Source organism: Streptomyces sp. IBSNAI002 (assembly GCF_052244475.1).
Lineage (GTDB): Bacteria > Actinomycetota > Actinomycetes > Streptomycetales > Streptomycetaceae > Streptomyces.
Genome location: NZ_JBQPXG010000002.1, coordinates 4,359,288 through 4,374,049 on the forward strand (window position 1 = coordinate 4,359,288; position 14,762 = coordinate 4,374,049).

At 71.8% G+C, this 14,762-nt stretch carries 16 protein-coding genes; 5 read left to right on the plus strand and 11 right to left on the minus strand.

What is annotated here, in order from left to right:
• Window positions 1–14: 14 nt before the first annotated feature.
• Both ACTVZO_RS21035 and ACTVZO_RS21040 read right to left on the minus strand, forming a co-directional pair.
• Window positions 15–281: a hypothetical protein gene (locus ACTVZO_RS21035; RefSeq protein ID WP_443299860.1), complete on the minus strand. Its 267-nt coding sequence runs from the start codon at window positions 279–281 to the stop codon at window positions 15–17.
• A 154-nt stretch (window positions 282–435) separates the two neighbouring features.
• A complete protein-coding gene (locus ACTVZO_RS21040) occupies window positions 436–894 on the minus strand; it encodes an SseB family protein (RefSeq protein WP_443299861.1) in 459 nt (152 codons plus the stop codon).
• Window positions 895–1,165: 271 nt separating this feature from the next.
• On the opposite strand from ACTVZO_RS21040, the gene ACTVZO_RS21045 reads away from it, so the two are divergent.
• From ACTVZO_RS21045 to ACTVZO_RS21055, 3 genes are all read left to right on the plus strand, one after another.
• Window positions 1,166–2,992 carry an acyl-CoA dehydrogenase gene (locus tag ACTVZO_RS21045; RefSeq protein ID WP_443299862.1) on the plus strand — a complete coding sequence of 609 codons (1,827 nt, stop codon included), beginning with the start codon at window positions 1,166–1,168 and terminating at the stop codon, window positions 2,990–2,992.
• Window positions 2,993–3,096: 104 nt separating this feature from the next.
• Window positions 3,097–3,828 carry a hypothetical protein gene (locus ACTVZO_RS21050; RefSeq protein WP_443299863.1) on the plus strand — a complete coding sequence of 244 codons (732 nt, stop codon included), beginning with the start codon at window positions 3,097–3,099 and terminating at the stop codon, window positions 3,826–3,828.
• 102 nt (window positions 3,829–3,930) lie between these two features.
• On the plus strand, window positions 3,931–5,223 hold the full coding sequence (locus ACTVZO_RS21055) for a M18 family aminopeptidase (RefSeq protein WP_443299864.1): 1,293 nt from the start codon (window positions 3,931–3,933) through the stop codon (window positions 5,221–5,223).
• Window positions 5,224–5,245: 22 nt separating this feature from the next.
• Here ACTVZO_RS21055 and ACTVZO_RS21060 read toward each other — a convergent pair whose 3' ends face one another.
• From ACTVZO_RS21060 to ACTVZO_RS21080, 5 genes are all read right to left on the minus strand, one after another.
• Window positions 5,246–7,090, minus strand: a complete 1,845-nt coding sequence (locus ACTVZO_RS21060) for an NHL domain-containing thioredoxin family protein (RefSeq protein WP_443299865.1) — start codon at window positions 7,088–7,090, stop codon at window positions 5,246–5,248.
• A 161-nt stretch (window positions 7,091–7,251) separates the two neighbouring features.
• Window positions 7,252–7,434 carry a Scr1 family TA system antitoxin-like transcriptional regulator gene (locus tag ACTVZO_RS21065; protein ID WP_443299866.1) on the minus strand — a complete coding sequence of 61 codons (183 nt, stop codon included), beginning with the start codon at window positions 7,432–7,434 and terminating at the stop codon, window positions 7,252–7,254.
• 128 nt (window positions 7,435–7,562) lie between these two features.
• Window positions 7,563–7,742: a DUF6879 family protein gene (locus tag ACTVZO_RS21070; RefSeq protein WP_443299867.1), complete on the minus strand. Its 180-nt coding sequence runs from the start codon at window positions 7,740–7,742 to the stop codon at window positions 7,563–7,565.
• A 96-nt stretch (window positions 7,743–7,838) separates the two neighbouring features.
• On the minus strand, window positions 7,839–8,360 hold the full coding sequence (locus ACTVZO_RS21075; protein ID WP_443299868.1) for a DUF4240 domain-containing protein: 522 nt from the start codon (window positions 8,358–8,360) through the stop codon (window positions 7,839–7,841).
• A 28-nt stretch (window positions 8,361–8,388) separates the two neighbouring features.
• Window positions 8,389–9,189: a hypothetical protein gene (locus ACTVZO_RS21080; RefSeq protein WP_443299869.1), complete on the minus strand. Its 801-nt coding sequence runs from the start codon at window positions 9,187–9,189 to the stop codon at window positions 8,389–8,391.
• 32 nt (window positions 9,190–9,221) lie between these two features.
• On the opposite strand from ACTVZO_RS21080, the gene ACTVZO_RS21085 reads away from it, so the two are divergent.
• Window positions 9,222–9,716, plus strand: coding sequence for an LURP-one-related/scramblase family protein (locus tag ACTVZO_RS21085; protein ID WP_443299870.1), 495 nt, complete (start codon window positions 9,222–9,224; stop codon window positions 9,714–9,716).
• 31 nt (window positions 9,717–9,747) lie between these two features.
• On the opposite strand, the gene ACTVZO_RS21090 is transcribed toward ACTVZO_RS21085, so the two are convergent.
• Window positions 9,748–10,545 carry a carbon-nitrogen family hydrolase gene (locus tag ACTVZO_RS21090; protein ID WP_443299871.1) on the minus strand — a complete coding sequence of 266 codons (798 nt, stop codon included), beginning with the start codon at window positions 10,543–10,545 and terminating at the stop codon, window positions 9,748–9,750.
• A 156-nt stretch (window positions 10,546–10,701) separates the two neighbouring features.
• Here ACTVZO_RS21090 and ACTVZO_RS21095 point away from each other — a divergent pair, with 156 nt between their 5' ends.
• Window positions 10,702–11,526, plus strand: a complete 825-nt coding sequence (locus tag ACTVZO_RS21095; RefSeq protein WP_443299872.1) for a maleylpyruvate isomerase family mycothiol-dependent enzyme — start codon at window positions 10,702–10,704, stop codon at window positions 11,524–11,526.
• Window positions 11,527–11,669: 143 nt separating this feature from the next.
• Here the strand turns inward: ACTVZO_RS21095 and ACTVZO_RS21100 are convergent, their stop codons facing one another.
• From ACTVZO_RS21100 to ACTVZO_RS21110, 3 genes are all read right to left on the minus strand, one after another.
• Window positions 11,670–12,656: an AraC-like ligand-binding domain-containing protein gene (locus ACTVZO_RS21100; protein ID WP_443299873.1), complete on the minus strand. Its 987-nt coding sequence runs from the start codon at window positions 12,654–12,656 to the stop codon at window positions 11,670–11,672.
• A 96-nt stretch (window positions 12,657–12,752) separates the two neighbouring features.
• A complete protein-coding gene (locus ACTVZO_RS21105; protein WP_443299874.1) occupies window positions 12,753–14,093 on the minus strand; it encodes an MFS transporter in 1,341 nt (446 codons plus the stop codon).
• Complete coding sequence (locus tag ACTVZO_RS21110) at window positions 14,090–14,740, minus strand: GntR family transcriptional regulator (protein WP_443299875.1); 651 nt, start codon at window positions 14,738–14,740, stop codon at window positions 14,090–14,092. Before ACTVZO_RS21110 ends, ACTVZO_RS21105 begins: the two co-directional genes overlap by 4 nt.
• Between the last annotated feature and the right edge of the window lie 22 nt (window positions 14,741–14,762).

A 14,762-nucleotide genomic window follows, 5' to 3' on the forward strand; every position in this document is an offset into this window, starting at 1 on the left:
CAAGTTTCCGCAGGTCAGCGAGCGTCCGTCAGGACACTCCCCCAACTGGTAGAGTCCTTGGGCTCGCCCGGGGCGTACTCCACCTCGCCCATCTGGTCCATCATGATGAACGGGTCCAGGTGCTGGTAGTTGATCCCCGCGAAGGCGCGGCGCACCGGGAATCCCTCACCCTCGAACCCACCGGGAGCGGTGGTGACGGCCAGCACCTTGCGCGGGACGACCGCGGTCGGCTCGGCCACGCGCGGGAGCGTCAACGGGTTCTCAACAGTCACTGCGGGCATGGTCAGGACCTCCTTCTGCGTCGAGTTTAGTTGAAACTCGAACTTTCTGCCACACCCCACAGAACAGAGCGGGCCCCGGGGGCATTCCCCCGGGGCCCGCAGGTGCTCTGACCTGGCACGGGCGACCCCCTGGCCGTCCGCGCAGCAGTGGCGTCTAGCCGTACATCCGGCGCATCGCGAAGTCGACCATCTGCTCGACGGCCTTCGCGTCGAAGACCATCCGGTGGTCGCCCTCCATGTCGAGGACGAAGCCGTAGCCGGTCGGCAGCAGGTCGATCACCTCGGCCCCGGTGATCACGAAGTACTTGGACTCCTTGCCCGCGTACCGGCGCAGCTCCTTGAGCGTGGTGAACATCGGGATGACCGGCTGCTGCGTGTTGTGCAGCGCCAGGAAGCCCGGGGTGTCGCCGCGCGGGCAGTAGACCTTCGAGGTGGCGAAGATCTGCTGGAAGTCCTCGGCGGACAGCGACCCGGTGGTGAAGGCCCGGACCGCGTCCGCGAGGGAGGGCGGGGACGGCTCCGGGTACAGCGGCGGCTGCTGCGCGTAGCCCTGCGGGGGCTGCTGCGGGGCGTACTGCTGCTGGGCGCCCGGGGTCTGGTCGTAGCCGTACATGGGGCGAAGCCTACCGAGACGGAGGCCCGCCGGGCCGCCGAGTTCCGGCCAGCGGACCACGGACTCCGCCACCGGGGTCCGCCGGGGGCCGCCGGGCCGGGAGCGGAGGACGGCCGCGCCCCGGTCCAGTGATCGTCGAGCGCTTCTGGCTTGACCCTGGTCACAGTCGTCCCAGAAGGGTTGATTCTTATTACCGGCGGGTAGCATCATGACGTTACCGATTGGTATGTACGAGGAACCTGTCTCCCCGAGCCTTAACGGAGCCGTCGCCATGGGGCACTACAAGTCGAATCTCCGCGACATCGAGTTCAACCTCTTCGAGGTGCTCGGCCGCGACAAGCTGTACGGCACCGGTCCGTTCGAGGAGATGGACACCGAGACCGCCAAGAGCGTCCTCTCCGAGCTCACCCGCCTCGCCGAGAACGAGCTGTCCGCCTCCTTCGAGGACGCCGACCGCAACCCGCCGGTCTTCGACCCGGCCACCAACACCGCGCCGGTCCCCGCCTCCTTCAAGAAGAGCTACGAAGCCTTCATGGACTCGGAGTACTGGCGTCTGGGCCTGCCCGAGGAGATCGGCGGCACCACCTCGCCCCGTTCACTCATATGGGCGTACGCGGAACTGCTGCTCGGCGCGAACCCGGCCATCTGGATGTACTCCTCCGGCCCGGCGTTCGCCGGCATCCTCTTCGAAGAGGGCAACGAGGCGCAGAAGAAGGTCGCCCAGCTCGCCGTCGAGAAGCGCTGGGGCTCCACCATGGTCCTCACCGAGCCGGACGCCGGCTCGGACGTCGGCGCCGGCCGCACCAAGGCCGTCCAGCAGGCGGACGGCTCCTGGCACATCGAGGGCGTGAAGCGCTTCATCACGTCCGGTGAGCACGACATGGAGGAGAACATCCTCCACTACGTCCTCGCCCGCCCCGAGGGCCACGGCCCGGGCACCAAGGGCCTGTCGCTCTTCCTCGTCCCGAAGTTCCACTTCGACTGGGAGACCGGCGAGCTGGGCGAGCGCAACGGCGTCTACGCCACGAACGTCGAGCACAAGATGGGCCTCAAGGCCTCCAACACGTGCGAGATGACCTTCGGCGACCAGCACCCCGCCAAGGGCTGGCTGATCGGCGACAAGCACGACGGCATCCGCCAGATGTTCATGATCATCGAGTTCGCCCGGATGATGGTCGGCACGAAGGCCATCGCCACCCTCTCCACCGGCTACCTCAACGCGCTGGAGTACGCCAAGGAGCGCGTGCAGGGCCCGGACCTGGCCAACTTCATGGACAAGACCGCGCCCAAGGTCACCATCACGCACCACCCCGACGTGCGCCGCTCGCTCATGACGCAGAAGGCGTACGCCGAGGGCATGCGCGCCCTCGTGCTGTACACCGCCTCCGTCCAGGACGCGATCCAGCTCAAGCAGTCCGCCGGCGAGGACGCCTCCGCCGAGATCGGCCTGAACGACCTGCTCCTGCCGATCGTCAAGGGCTACGGCTCGGAGAAGTCCTACGAGCAGCTCGCCCAGTCGCTGCAGACCTTCGGCGGTTCCGGTTACCTCCAGGAATACCCGATCGAGCAGTACATCCGGGACGCCAAGATCGACACCCTCTACGAGGGCACCACGGCGATCCAGGGCCAGGACTTCTTCTTCCGCAAGATCGTCCGCGACCAGGGCGCCTCCCTGAACGTCCTCTCCGAGACGATCAAGAAGTTCCTGGCCGAGGCCGTCGGCGGCGAGGAGCTGGCCGGCGCCCGCGACGCGCTCGCCAAGGCCGCCGTCGACCTCGAGGCCATCGTCGGCCAGATGATCGTCGACCTCACCGCCACCGGCGAGGACGTCAAGAACATCTACAAGGTCGGCCAGAACACCACCCGCCTGCTCATGGCCTCCGGCGACGTCGTCGTCGGATACCTGCTGCTCAAGGGCGCGGCCGTGGCCGCCGGGAAGCTCGCCACCGCCTCCGCCAAGGACGTGGCCTTCTACACCGGCAAGATCGCCGCCGCGAAGTTCTTCGCGTCGCAGGTCCTGCCCGGCGTTTCGGTCGCCCGCTCGCTCGCCGAGAGCGTCGACAACTCCCTGATGGAGCTCGACGAGGCCGCGTTCTAACCGGCCCCGCGCACCACCGGCCGGGTCCCCTTCCACGGGGGGCCCGGCCGCTCGCTTACCAGCGCGTTCTTCCGTTGTCGGTCGTTCATGGGACGCTCATACGTATGAGTCCACAGGAGCAGCACAGCAGGGGGTACTCCGTCCCGACCGGGCGGCCGTACGCCCTCAAGGAGCTGCAGGCGAGCCTGGGCAGCCTCGGCGACCACCTCCGCGAGCTGTACGACGGCGCGCACCCCGCCGAGTACGACGGCATCGCCGACGCCCTGTACGTGGCCTTCCAGACCGCCGCCGGCCTGGCCCCCGCCAAGAGCTACACCGGCTGCCCCGAACACCCCAACGGCGCCCTCGACCCCGAGGCCCCCGACGGCTGGGGCCGCTGCCTCATCTGCAACGACCGGCGCCGGCTCGGACGGCGGCTCCAGGGCGGCCGGCCCGCCGGCCCCGCGCCCGCGGCCGAGCAGCGGCGCCTCGGATACCCCGTACCGGAGGGCCCCTACACCCTCGAAACGCTCCGCGCCCAGCTGCGCACCGTCGAGGACCAGCGCTTCCACCTCGCCCTGTCCTCGCCCGCCGAGGACTTCGTCCGGATCGCCGACGACCTGCACCGCGCGTTCATCGTCGCCCGCGAACTGTCCCGGCCGCGCAACGCCTCCGGCTGCTCCGAACACCCCGGTGCACCCATCGACCCCGACGCACCGCCCGGTGAGGGCTGTATCTTCTGCGCCGGACGCAAGAGACGCGCGCAGCGCTCCGCGCAGACCCCCGAGATGCTCCCGCGCATCCGCCGGGGCGAGCGCAGACAGCTGCAGCGCCGATTCGAGCGTCCGCCGGGCTGAGAATCGACGGGACCGCAGACCACCCACCCCGCGGTCCCGGGTCCCTCGGCTATCCGCCGCAGTCCGGCCATGGCGTACACGACCGTCGTTAAGGTGAACCACATGAGCTCTCCCGCCCGCTTCGACCGCGGCCACACCGACGATCTGATGACCTTTTTGACGGCCAGTCCGTCGCCGTACCACGCCGTGGCCAACGCGGCCGAGCGGCTGGAGAAGGCAGGCTTCAGGCAGTTGTCGGAAACGGACGCCTGGGACGCGGGCACCGGGGGCAAGTTCGTGCTCCGCGGCGGCGCGCTCATCGCCTGGTTCGTCCCGGAGGGCGCGAGCGCCCCCACCCCCTTCCGGATCGTCGGCGCGCACACCGACTCCCCCAACCTGCGGGTCAAGCCCCTGCCGGACACCGGCTCCCAGGGCTGGCGGCAGATCGCCGTCGAGATCTACGGCGGGACCCTGCTCAACACCTGGCTCGACCGCGACCTGGGCCTCGCCGGGCGGCTGACCCTGCGCGACGGCTCCGAGCGCCTGGTGAACGTGGACCGCGCGCTGCTGCGCGTGCCCCAACTCGCCGTGCACCTGGACCGGTCGGTGAACACCGACGGACTCAAGCTCGACAAGCAGCGGCACATGCAGCCGATCTGGGGCCTGGGCGATGTCCAGGAGGGCGACCTGATCGCCTTCCTCGAGGAGGAAGAGGGCCTGGAGCAGGGCTCGGTGGCCGGCTGGGACCTGATGGTCCACTCGATCGAGCCGCCCGCCTACCTCGGCCGCGACCGCGAGCTGCTGGCCGGACCGCGCATGGACAACCTGCTGTCGGTGCACGCGGGCGTCGCGGCGCTGGCGGCGGTCTCCACCGCCGGGAAGCTGGACCACATCCCGGTCCTGGCCGCCTTCGACCACGAGGAGAACGGCTCGCAGTCGGACACCGGCGCCGACGGACCGCTGCTGGGCAATGTGCTGGAACGTTCAGTCTTCGCCCGCGGCGGCTCGTACGAGGACCGCGCGCGGGCCTTCGCCGGCACCATCTGCCTGTCCTCCGACACCGGCCACGCCGTGCACCCCAACTACGGTGAGCGGCACGACCCGACGCACCACCCGCGGGCCAACGGCGGGCCGATCCTGAAGGTCAACGTCAACCAGCGGTACGCGACGGACGGCAGCGGGCGCGCGGTGTTCGCCGCCGCCTGCGAGCGGGCCGGGGTGCCGTGGCAGACCTTCGTCTCCAACAACTCGATGCCCTGCGGCACGACGATCGGCCCGATCACGGCGGCCCGCCACGGCATCCAGACCGTCGACATCGGCGTCGCGATCCTCTCGATGCACAGCGCCCGCGAGCTGTGCGGCGCCGACGACCCGTACCTGCTCGCCAACGCCCTGGTGGCCTTCCTGGAGGGCTGACCCCCCAGGAAGGCGGTACGCGCTACCCCTCGTCGTCCATCCCGGCGAGGACGAGGGGAAGCCGGGCGACCCCGTCGGCGCTCACCCGGACGGGCACGCCCCAGTCCTGCTGGTGGACGTGGCAGGCCGGGTACTCGTTGTCCGGGTCGTCGTCGCAGGACGCCGCCATCGCGGAGACGTGCAGCACGCCCTCGGTGAGCTCCGGGTTCAGAGCGAGCTCCCGGAACAGGTCGGTCCCGGCCCCCTCGCCCGCCGTGAGCAGCTCGGGCGGGGTCGAGGAGACCAGCAGCCGGGTGGACGGCCCGTAGCGGGTGTCGAGCTTCTGCCCGGCGGGAGCCTGGAACACCACGTCGAGGCGGAGCGTGCCGGGCGCCACGTCGGTGGCGGCGCGCTGGGTGCGGTGGGCGACCGCGTCCACCCGTACCGCGTCCTCGGGGAGCCGCAGCCGGGTCAGCCGGTGCCGGGCGGACTCGACGACCACGATGTCCTCGCCGGCCAGCACGGCGGCGCTGGGCTCGCGCAGGTCGGTGGCGAGCGTGGAGACCTCGCCGGAGGCGGGGTCGTACCGGCGCAGCGCGTGGTTGTACGTGTCGCACACCGCGACCGAGCCGTCGGGCAGGGCGGTGACCCCGAGCGGGTGCTGGAGCAGCGCCTGGCCCGCGTCCCCGTCCCGGTGCCCGAAGTCGAACAGGCCGGTCCCGACGGCGGTCGTGACGACGGGGCCGTCGGGGGTGTCCCGCACGTACCTGAGCGCGCTGGTCTCGGAGTCGGCGATCCACAGCCGGTCCCCGGCGGCCGCGAGCCCGGAGGGCTGGGCGAACCAGGCCTCGGCGGCCGGCCCGTCGTGCAGGCCCTCGTTGGTGGTGCCGGCCGCGACCTCGACGGTCCCCTCGGCCGGGTCCCAGGTCCACAGCTGGTGCACACCCGCCATGGCGACCCAGACCTTGCCCTGCCACCAGGCCACGTCCCACGGCGAGGACAGGTCCACCTCGAGCGCGGGCCCGGAGGTGGGCGAGCCCTGCCACCACTGCCGGCCGGTGCCGGCGACGGTCTCCACGGCCCCGCTCTCCGGGTCGAGGACGCGCAGGGCGTGGTTGACGGTGTCGGCGACGACGACCCGCCCGTCGGGCAGCAGCGCCAGACCCTGCGGCTCGCTGAAGCTCTCGGCCGTGAACCCGCGCTCGCCGCTCCCGAAGCGCCGTACGACGGTCTCCGCGTCGGCCGCCAGCTCCACGAGCTGGTGCCGGGTCGTGTCGGACACCAGGAAGGTCCCGCCGGGCAGCACCAGCGCCTTCCCGGGGAACCGCAGGGCGCCGGCGACCGGCTCGGGAGCCACGTACGGCCCGTCCCCGCGCCGCAGCGTCCCCTTGGCCTCGTGCACGGACTCCAGCTCCTCGACGAGCCGCTCGATCGCGTGCGCGTGCCCCTCACCGGCGTGCTGCGCGACGACGTACCCCTCGGGGTCGATCACGACGAGCGTGGGCCACGCCCGGACGGCGTACTGCTTCCAGGTCGCCAGCTCCGGGTCGTCCAGCACGGGGTGGTGCACCTGGTACCGCTCGACGGCGTCGACGACGGCGTCGTGGTCGGCCTCGTGCACGAACTTCGGCGAGTGCACCCCGATGATCACAACGGTGTCGCGGTGCTTCTCCTCCAGCTCGCGCAGCTCGTCGAGGACGTGCAGGCAGTTGATGCAGCAGAAGGTCCAAAAATCCAAGATCACAATCCGCCCGCGCAGGTCGGCGAGGGTGTACGGCTTGCCACCGGTGTTCAGCCAGCCGCCCTTGCCGATCAGCTCGGGGGCACGGACACGGGCACGCTTGCGGGGTGCGGGCGCGGGGGTGGGCGCCGGGGCAGCATCGTTCATCCTTCAAGCTTGCCATCCGCCCGTGAACGCAGGATCACGCCGGTGCGAACCGCCTGCTCAGGGCATGCGCTCCACCACGGCGACTTCCGAGAACTCCCGCAGGAAGGTCATGTGACCGGTCCGGCCCGTGTGCTCGGGCCACATCGAAGATCCAGAACCCTTCAACCGGCATCCGGGACCGATCGGTCCGCGTGGGCACCACGCCCAGGCTGACGCTCCCTGCGCACGGCCACCGCGTCGGCCACGTCGTCCACCTCCACGCGCCTCCGCTGGACCGCCCGCAAGACCGCTTCGGTGTAGCCATGGGTCTGGATCAGGACCGGGATGACTTGGACGGGTGCCATCCGCAGAGCCGGGCGGGGTCGCGCCCGTTCAGGCCGGAGTCCCGGCAGAGTTCGGCGAGTCGGTTCGCCAGAGCCTGCCGGGCCTGCTGGGCACTCGAAGAGGGTGAGACAGCCATGGTGGTGACCGGTCAGCGCGGCTTGTACTCCTCGTGCGGGATGGCGCGTTGCCAGACGGCCTGGAACGCCGTGGTGCACAGGTGGACCCGCGCAGGATCGTCGGTGTACTCCCGCCCGTCCTCGTCCAACTGGCCCTGTCCGGTGAAGTGGTGGAAGAGGCCGGGTCCGTCGTCTGGCGGCGGGGCAGCCACCGGACCAGCTCACCCGCAGCGAGGTTGGTGAGCTGTGAGGACAGGTCGGCGAAGGTGTACGGAATTGCCCCCGGGCCCGGCCCGGGGGTGGTGGGGCTAGTCGAAGAGGGCGCTCAGGCGGGGGAGGCGGGACGTGGTTTCGGCGGTGTCGTCGAAGTCGAAGTCCCAGGCGGGGTCCAGGGGCGGGTAGCTGATCGTGAAGGAGTCCGCCGGGAGCTCGCGGCCGGTGGCCGTCTCGTAGGCGGTCCAGGCGATGGACAGGGCCTCCTCGTCGGCCAGCTCCAGGCCCTCCCGCGCGGCCTCGCGGACCGCCGGGTGCACGGCCAGGGAGTCGGGGTCGGCCAGGGCCGCCTCGAAGGCCTCCTGGCCCTGGGTGAGGAGCCAGCCGCGGAAGTAGTCGAAGCCGTCGTCCGAGCAGCCGCCGTTGATCACGTAGGCCGCGGCCCAGAGGGGGCTGCGGTAGGACTCCGCCAGCAGGTCCCACAGCACCTGCTGGGCCCCGGCTATCTCCGCCTCCGGGAGCCGCGCGAGCAATGCCGCCGCGCGCTCCGCCACCAGGTCCTGCGCCGCCTCCGCGCGGGCCGTGCCGATCAGCTTCCAGAACGTCTGCTTGTCCATGGACCGAGCCTCGCACCCGGGTCTGACATCAGGTGAGGAAGGAGTGGAGAGATCCCGTGAGTGATGTGATGAACGCGTCCTGGACCGCGGGCGGGAGCAGGTCCAGGGACAGGTACGGGTTCAGGTCCTCCAGCTCGACGAGGAGGAGTCCGCCGTCCGGCGCCCGGCAGGCGTCCACGCGCTGGATGCCGTGGCGGAGGGTGTTCCACTCGACGAAGGCGCGGGCGAACGCCAGGTCCGCGTCGGTGGGTTCGTAGGGCCGCAGCTCCCAGCGGCGGTCCGGGTCCGGGGCGTACAGCGCGTACTGGAAGGCGTCGTCCACGAAGTAGAAGGACACCTCGTACGCGAAGTCGATGCGCGGCTGGATGAGGATCTCGCCCGCCGGGCCCGACGGTTCCGCGGTGAAGGTCAGGCCTATGGAGTCGGCGCCCTGCTTGGGCTTGACCGCGTACGAGGGGACCTGCGGCAGCTCGGCCAGCCGCGCCGGGTCGTCGATCGTCGGGATCACCGGGTACCCGGCGGCCGTGAGGTCGAGCAGGTACTGCTTGCCCGCCATGTCGCCGCGGCCCGTGAGCGGGTTGTAGACGCGGGTGCCGGCGGCGAGCGCGGCGGCGCGGAAGGAGTCGTACGCCTCCTGGTAGTGCAGCACCGGACCGCTGTTGCGCACCACGACGGCGTCGAAGCCGGGCATGAGGCGTTCCGCGTCCAGCGGATGGCACAGGGCCAGCGGGAAGTGCTCGCGCAGCCGGGCGGTGAGGAGGGTGTCCTCGTCGCCGTAGCGGCGGCCGCGCGCCGGGTAGGTCAGGTCGGTGACGTAGAGGAGGGGCATGGGGGCAACCTATCGCGGGCACGGATCAGCCCATGAAATACCTCGTACGGGACAAAATGCTGGCCATAGGAGACGACTACTGGATCGAGGACGAGGACGGCCGCCACGCGTTCCTCGTCGACGGGAAGGCCCTGCGGGTCCGGGACACCCTGGAGCTGAAGGATCCGGACGGCCGGATCCTGATCACCCTGCGGGAGAAGATGCTCTCCTTCCGCGACGCGATGACCTTGGAGAGGGACGAGCTCCGGCTGGCGGTCATCCGGCGCAAGCGGCTCTCGCTGCTGCGCGACCACTACCGCGTCACGCTGGCCGAGGGCACCGGGCTCGATGTCAGCGGGCGGGTCCTGGACCGCGAGTTCAAGGTCGAGTACGAGGGCGAGCTGCTCGCCCTCGTCTCGCGCCAGTGGTACCGGATCCGCGACACGTACGCGGTGGACGTGGTCCGCGAGGACGCCGACGCGGCGCTGCAGATCGCGGTGGCGGTGTGCGTGATCCGGATGGCCGAGAAGGAGCGCGAGGACGGCTAGCGGGGAGGGTGGCGGGGGTGGCGGTCCGCGGTCAGTGGCCGGCCGGGGGGCGCAGGCCCAGGACGCGGTCCTTGAGGGCCGGGAACCGGGCGCGGGTGTCGGCGACCTTGGCCGGGTCGAGCTCGACGGTGAGGACGTCCTCGCCGGGGCCCGCCTCGGCCAGCACCTCGCCCCAGGGGTCCACCACCAGACTGTGTCCGGCCTGTTCGACGCCCGCGTGGGTGCCGGCCAGCCCGCACGCGAGGACGTACGACTGGTCCTCCACGGCCCGCGCCCGGCTCAGCAGCGTCCAGTGCGAGCGGCGCCGTGCGGGCCAGCCGGCGGCGACGACCATCGCGGTGGCCCCGGCGTCGACCAGGCCGCGGAACAGTTCGGGGAAGCGCAGGTCGTAGCAGGTGGCGATGCCGAGGGTCTGTTCCGGCAGCTCCACCGTGGTCAGCGACTCGCCGGGCGCCATCAGCACGGCTTCGCCCTGGTCGAAGCCGAAGCGGTGGATCTTCCGGTAGGTGGCGGCCAGCTCGCCCTCCGGGGAGAGCACGAGGGTGGTGTTGTACAGCGAGCCGTCGCCGGCCCGCTCCACGACCGAGCCCGCGTGCAGCCAGACCCCGGCGTCGCGGGCGGCCGCGGACATGGCCGCGTAGGTGGGGCCGTCGAGCGGTTCCGCCTCGGTCTCGAACAGTTCGTAGGCGAAGGCCCCGACCGTCCACAGTTCGGGCAGGACGACGAGGTCGGCGCCGGCCTGTTCCCGTACGAGTTCGGCCACGCGGGCGCGCCGGGAATCCACCGACTCGCCCTCGTTCACTGCGATTTGAATCAGGGAGGCGCGCACATTACCACCGTCCTGGCCTTCCGGCCGTCAACTCGGGCCTACGATCGTCACACGAAAGCACTGCCGGGGTGCTCACCGGCAGCGTAGTTTTGGAAACCGAGTCTGACGTCCAGAGCTTCCAGAACGCGCCACTGAACAGCACCGCGAGGGGTCCCGTTGACCGTCCATCCCAGCCTTCAGCCCTATGCCGACGCGTGGACGCACTCCATCGAGGCGATATCCGAGCTGGTCCTTCCGTTGGCGGAGGGCGAGTGGAACCGGGCGACGCCGTGCCCGGGCTGGTCGGTCCGTGACGTCGTGTCACACATCATCGGCATCGAATGCGAGCAGCTCGGAGACCCGCGGCCGATCCACACCGTGGCCCGCGACCTGCGGCACGTGGTGGACGAGTTCAGCCGGTACATGGAGGTGCAGGTCGACGTGCGGCGCCACCACACCGCGCCGGAGATGACCTCGGAGCTCGAGTACACCGTCATCCGGCGGTCGCGGCAGCTGCGCAACGAGAAGCGGGATCCGGACACGATGGTGCGGGGGCCGCTGGGCGACCAGGTGACGCTGGAGCGGGCGCTGCGGCTGCGGGCGTTCGACGTGTGGGTCCACGAGCAGGACCTGCGGGCGGCGCTGGGCGCGCCGGGGAACTGGGACTCGCCGGGCGCGTACGTGGCACGGGACCTGCTGCTCGCCGGGCTGCCGAAGGTGGTCGCGAAGCGGGCGGGGGCACCGGCGAACTCCGCGGTGGTCATCGACGTGCACGGTGCAGTGGAGTTCATGCGGACGGTACGGGTGGACGCGGACGGGCGGGGGACGGTGGACAAGGCCCCGTCGCTGGGCCCGGCCGTGACGCTCACGCTGGACTGGGAGACGTACGTACGACTCGCCGCGGGCCGGGTCCGGGCGCACTCCGTCGCCGACCGGGTGAAGGTGGAGGGCGACGCGGAGCTGGCCGAGGCCATCCTGGCCGGGTTCGCCGTGACGCCGTAGGCGCCGTGGCCGTGACCGCGCTCAAGATCAACGGATCCTGCGCGCACGGCACACGGCCCGCCGTCGCCCGTCCGTAGTGTCGACCTCGCCCAGCGCGTCCGGGCGGGGTGGGACGGGGGTCCGCCCCGCCCGGGGCGCAGGTCTCAGTGCACCGCGCCGCCGGTCCCGTGCGCGGCCGCCCGCCGGAAATCGGTGGGGCTGAGCCCGTACGCCGTGCGGAAGGCGCGGCTGAAGGCGGGGGCGTTGGTGAAGCTCCACCGGGCGGCGATCTCGTGGACGGGCCGGCCGGCCAGCTCCGGGCGGGCCAGGTCGGCGCGGGCGCGCTCCAGGCGGCGGCGCCGGACGGCGGCGGAGATGCTCTCGCCCCGCTCGCGCAGCAGCGCGTGCAGGCTCCGTACGGAGATGCCGTGCGCGGCGGCGATCAGCCCCGGGGTGAGGGCCGGATCGCCGAGGTTGTGCTCGACGAACGCGTCGATCCGCTCGCGCAGGGCCCGTGCGCGGGCCTCGGCGGGGAGCTCCCCGTACGCGTCGAGGCGGTGGGCGAGGCAGGCCGCTGCCAGATCCACGGCCACCGAACCCAGCCGGCGCAGCTCCTGCGGCTCGCACTGGGCGCCGTGTGCGCCGAGCGAGGCGATGAACCGGGCCAGGACGGCCGCCATGCCGCTGTCCGCGGCGATGCGCCGGCCGAGCAGCCGGTCGACCCTGCCGGACCGCAGGGGCAGGGCGTCCTTCGGCAGGTGCAGGATGACCGACCGGTTCTGGCCGTCCCCGGGGTGGGCGACGGTCTCCTGGGGGCGCGAGGTGTCCCAGAGGATCATGTCGCCGACGTCGATCTCCTCGTCGCCGCCCTGGTGGGACATCCACCACCGGCCGCCGGTGATCAGCGCCAGCTGGTACTGCTCCGGGTCCCCGCGGCGGATCAGGGCGGGCGTGCGGCGCGAGCTCAGCGGCGAGTGCGCGAAGGCGGACACCTGGACGGCGCCGAGGTCCAGCATCGCCGCCTCGGCCCGGAAGTCGACGTCCCGCTCGACCCTGATGGCCGTCGGTATCAGGGCGGAGGCGACGAGGTCGTTGAACCACTCGAACCGGTCGGCCGCCGGCACGGCTTCGGCGGACACACTCGTCCACATTCCGGCAGATCCCCCTCTGGCAGTACACGGTCCACGGTGTGCGGTGCGTGATGCGTGATGCGTCATGTGCGGTGCCCGCGGCCGCGGGCGGCCGACCTACGGTGCCCTGCGCCCCGACGGCTCCGGAAGGGGACACGCCCGAGCGGCCCGGTCCGGTTGCGGGGCCCGCGGGGTGGCGGTCACGGCGCGGGCGCCGGCGGCTTCGCGGGACAGGGCCCGGCCGCGCAGCCGCAGGATCTGGGTGAGGCCGAGCGCCTCCACCGCGAACACCGTGGAGAACGCGATGCGGTAGTTGTCGCCGGTGGCGTCCAGGAGGACGCCCACGGCCAGCAGGGTGGTCATCGAGGCGATGAAACCGCCCATGTTGGTGATTCCGGAGGCGGTGCCCTGACGGTCCGCCGGGTTGGCCGGGCGGGCGAAATCGAAGCCGATCATCGACGCCGGTCCGCAGGAGCCCAGCACCAGGCACAGGGTGATCAGCAGCCACATCGGGGCCCGGTCGCCCGGGTAGACGAGGACCGCGGCCCAGAGCAGCGCGGTCACACCCACCGTGCCCAGGGCCAGCGGGATCCGCGCGGACTGGCGGCGGCCGACGACCTGGCCGTAGACCAGGCCCAGCGCCATGTTGGAGGCGACCACCAGCGTGAGCAGGCCGCCCGCGGTGGTCCGGGACAGGCCCTGCGCCTCGACCAGGAAGGGCATGCCCCACAGCAGCAGGAACACCATCGCCGGGAACTGCGTGGTGAAGTGCACCCACAGGCCCAGCCTCGTACCCGGTTCGCTCCAGGAGTCGCGGATCTGGCGGCGTACGAAGCCCCCGCCCTCGCCCCGGGCGACCGGCGGCGCCGCGTGCCCCTCGGGGTGGTCGCGCAGGAACAGCACCAGCGGGACCAGGACGACGAGCCCCGTCACCGCGCTCCCCGCGAAGGCCGGCACCCAGCCGACCCCGTGCAGCACGGGCGCCAGGACCAGCGTGGAGACGAGGTTCCCCGCCATGCCGACCAGCCCGGCCAGCTGGGCCATCAGCGGCCCGCGCCGGGCCGGAAACCACCGGGTGCCGAGCCGCAGCACGGAGATGAAGGTCATGGCGTCGCCGCAGCCGAGCAGGGCCCGGGCGGCCAGCGCCATCTCGTACGAGGGGGACAGCGCGAAGCCGAGCTGTCCGGCGGTGAACAGGACGGCTCCGAGCGTCAGCACCCGCTTGGTGCCGAGCCGGTCCACCATCAGCCCCACGGGTATCTGCATCCCCGCGTACACCAGCAGCTGGAGCAGCGAGAAGGTCGCCAGTGCCGAGGCGTTGACGTGGAAGCGGTCGGCGGCGTCGAGTCCGGCCACGCCCAGGCTGGTACGGAAGATCACCGCCACGAAGTAGACGGCGACGCCGATGGACCAGACGGCGACGGCCTTCCGCCCGCCGGGCGGGTCGAGGGCGCTCACCGGGCGTCCCCGCGCATCAGGGTGCCGACCCGGCCCAGGTGCGCCCGTACGCAGGCCGCCGCACGGTCGGCGTCACCGGCCCGCAGCGCCGCCAGGACCTCGCGGTGCTCGGCGAGGTTCCGGGCGACCCGGTCCGGGTGGGCGTGCATCACCGCGACGCCCATCCGCAGCTGCCGGTCGCGCAGCTGGTCGTAGAGGCGGGAGAGGATCTGGTTGCCGGCGTGCCGGACGATCTCGGCGTGGAAGCAGCGGTCCAGGGCCGCGAAGGCCGCCAGGTCCCCGCTGTCCGCTTGCAGCTGCTGCGCGCGCAGCAGCTCCTCCAGCCGCTCGAGGAGCGCGGCCGGGGCGGGGACGGCCCGCCGTACGGTGAACTCCTCGACCAGCAGCCTGGTTTCGACCACGTCCGCGATCTCCTGCGCCGACACGGGCAGGACCAGCGCGCCCTTCTTGGGATAGAGCCGGATCAGCCCCTCGGTCTCCAGGCGCAGCAGCGCCTCGCGCACCGGCGTGCGGGAGACGCCGACGGCCTCGGCGACCTCGCCCTCGGTGAGGAGCGTGCCGCCCTCGTACCGGCGGTCGAGGACGCCCTGTTTGACGTGCCGGTAGACGCGGTCGGCGGCGGGCGCCGCGGGAGCTGGTGCTGGCATGCGCACAGCATAGATACATGAC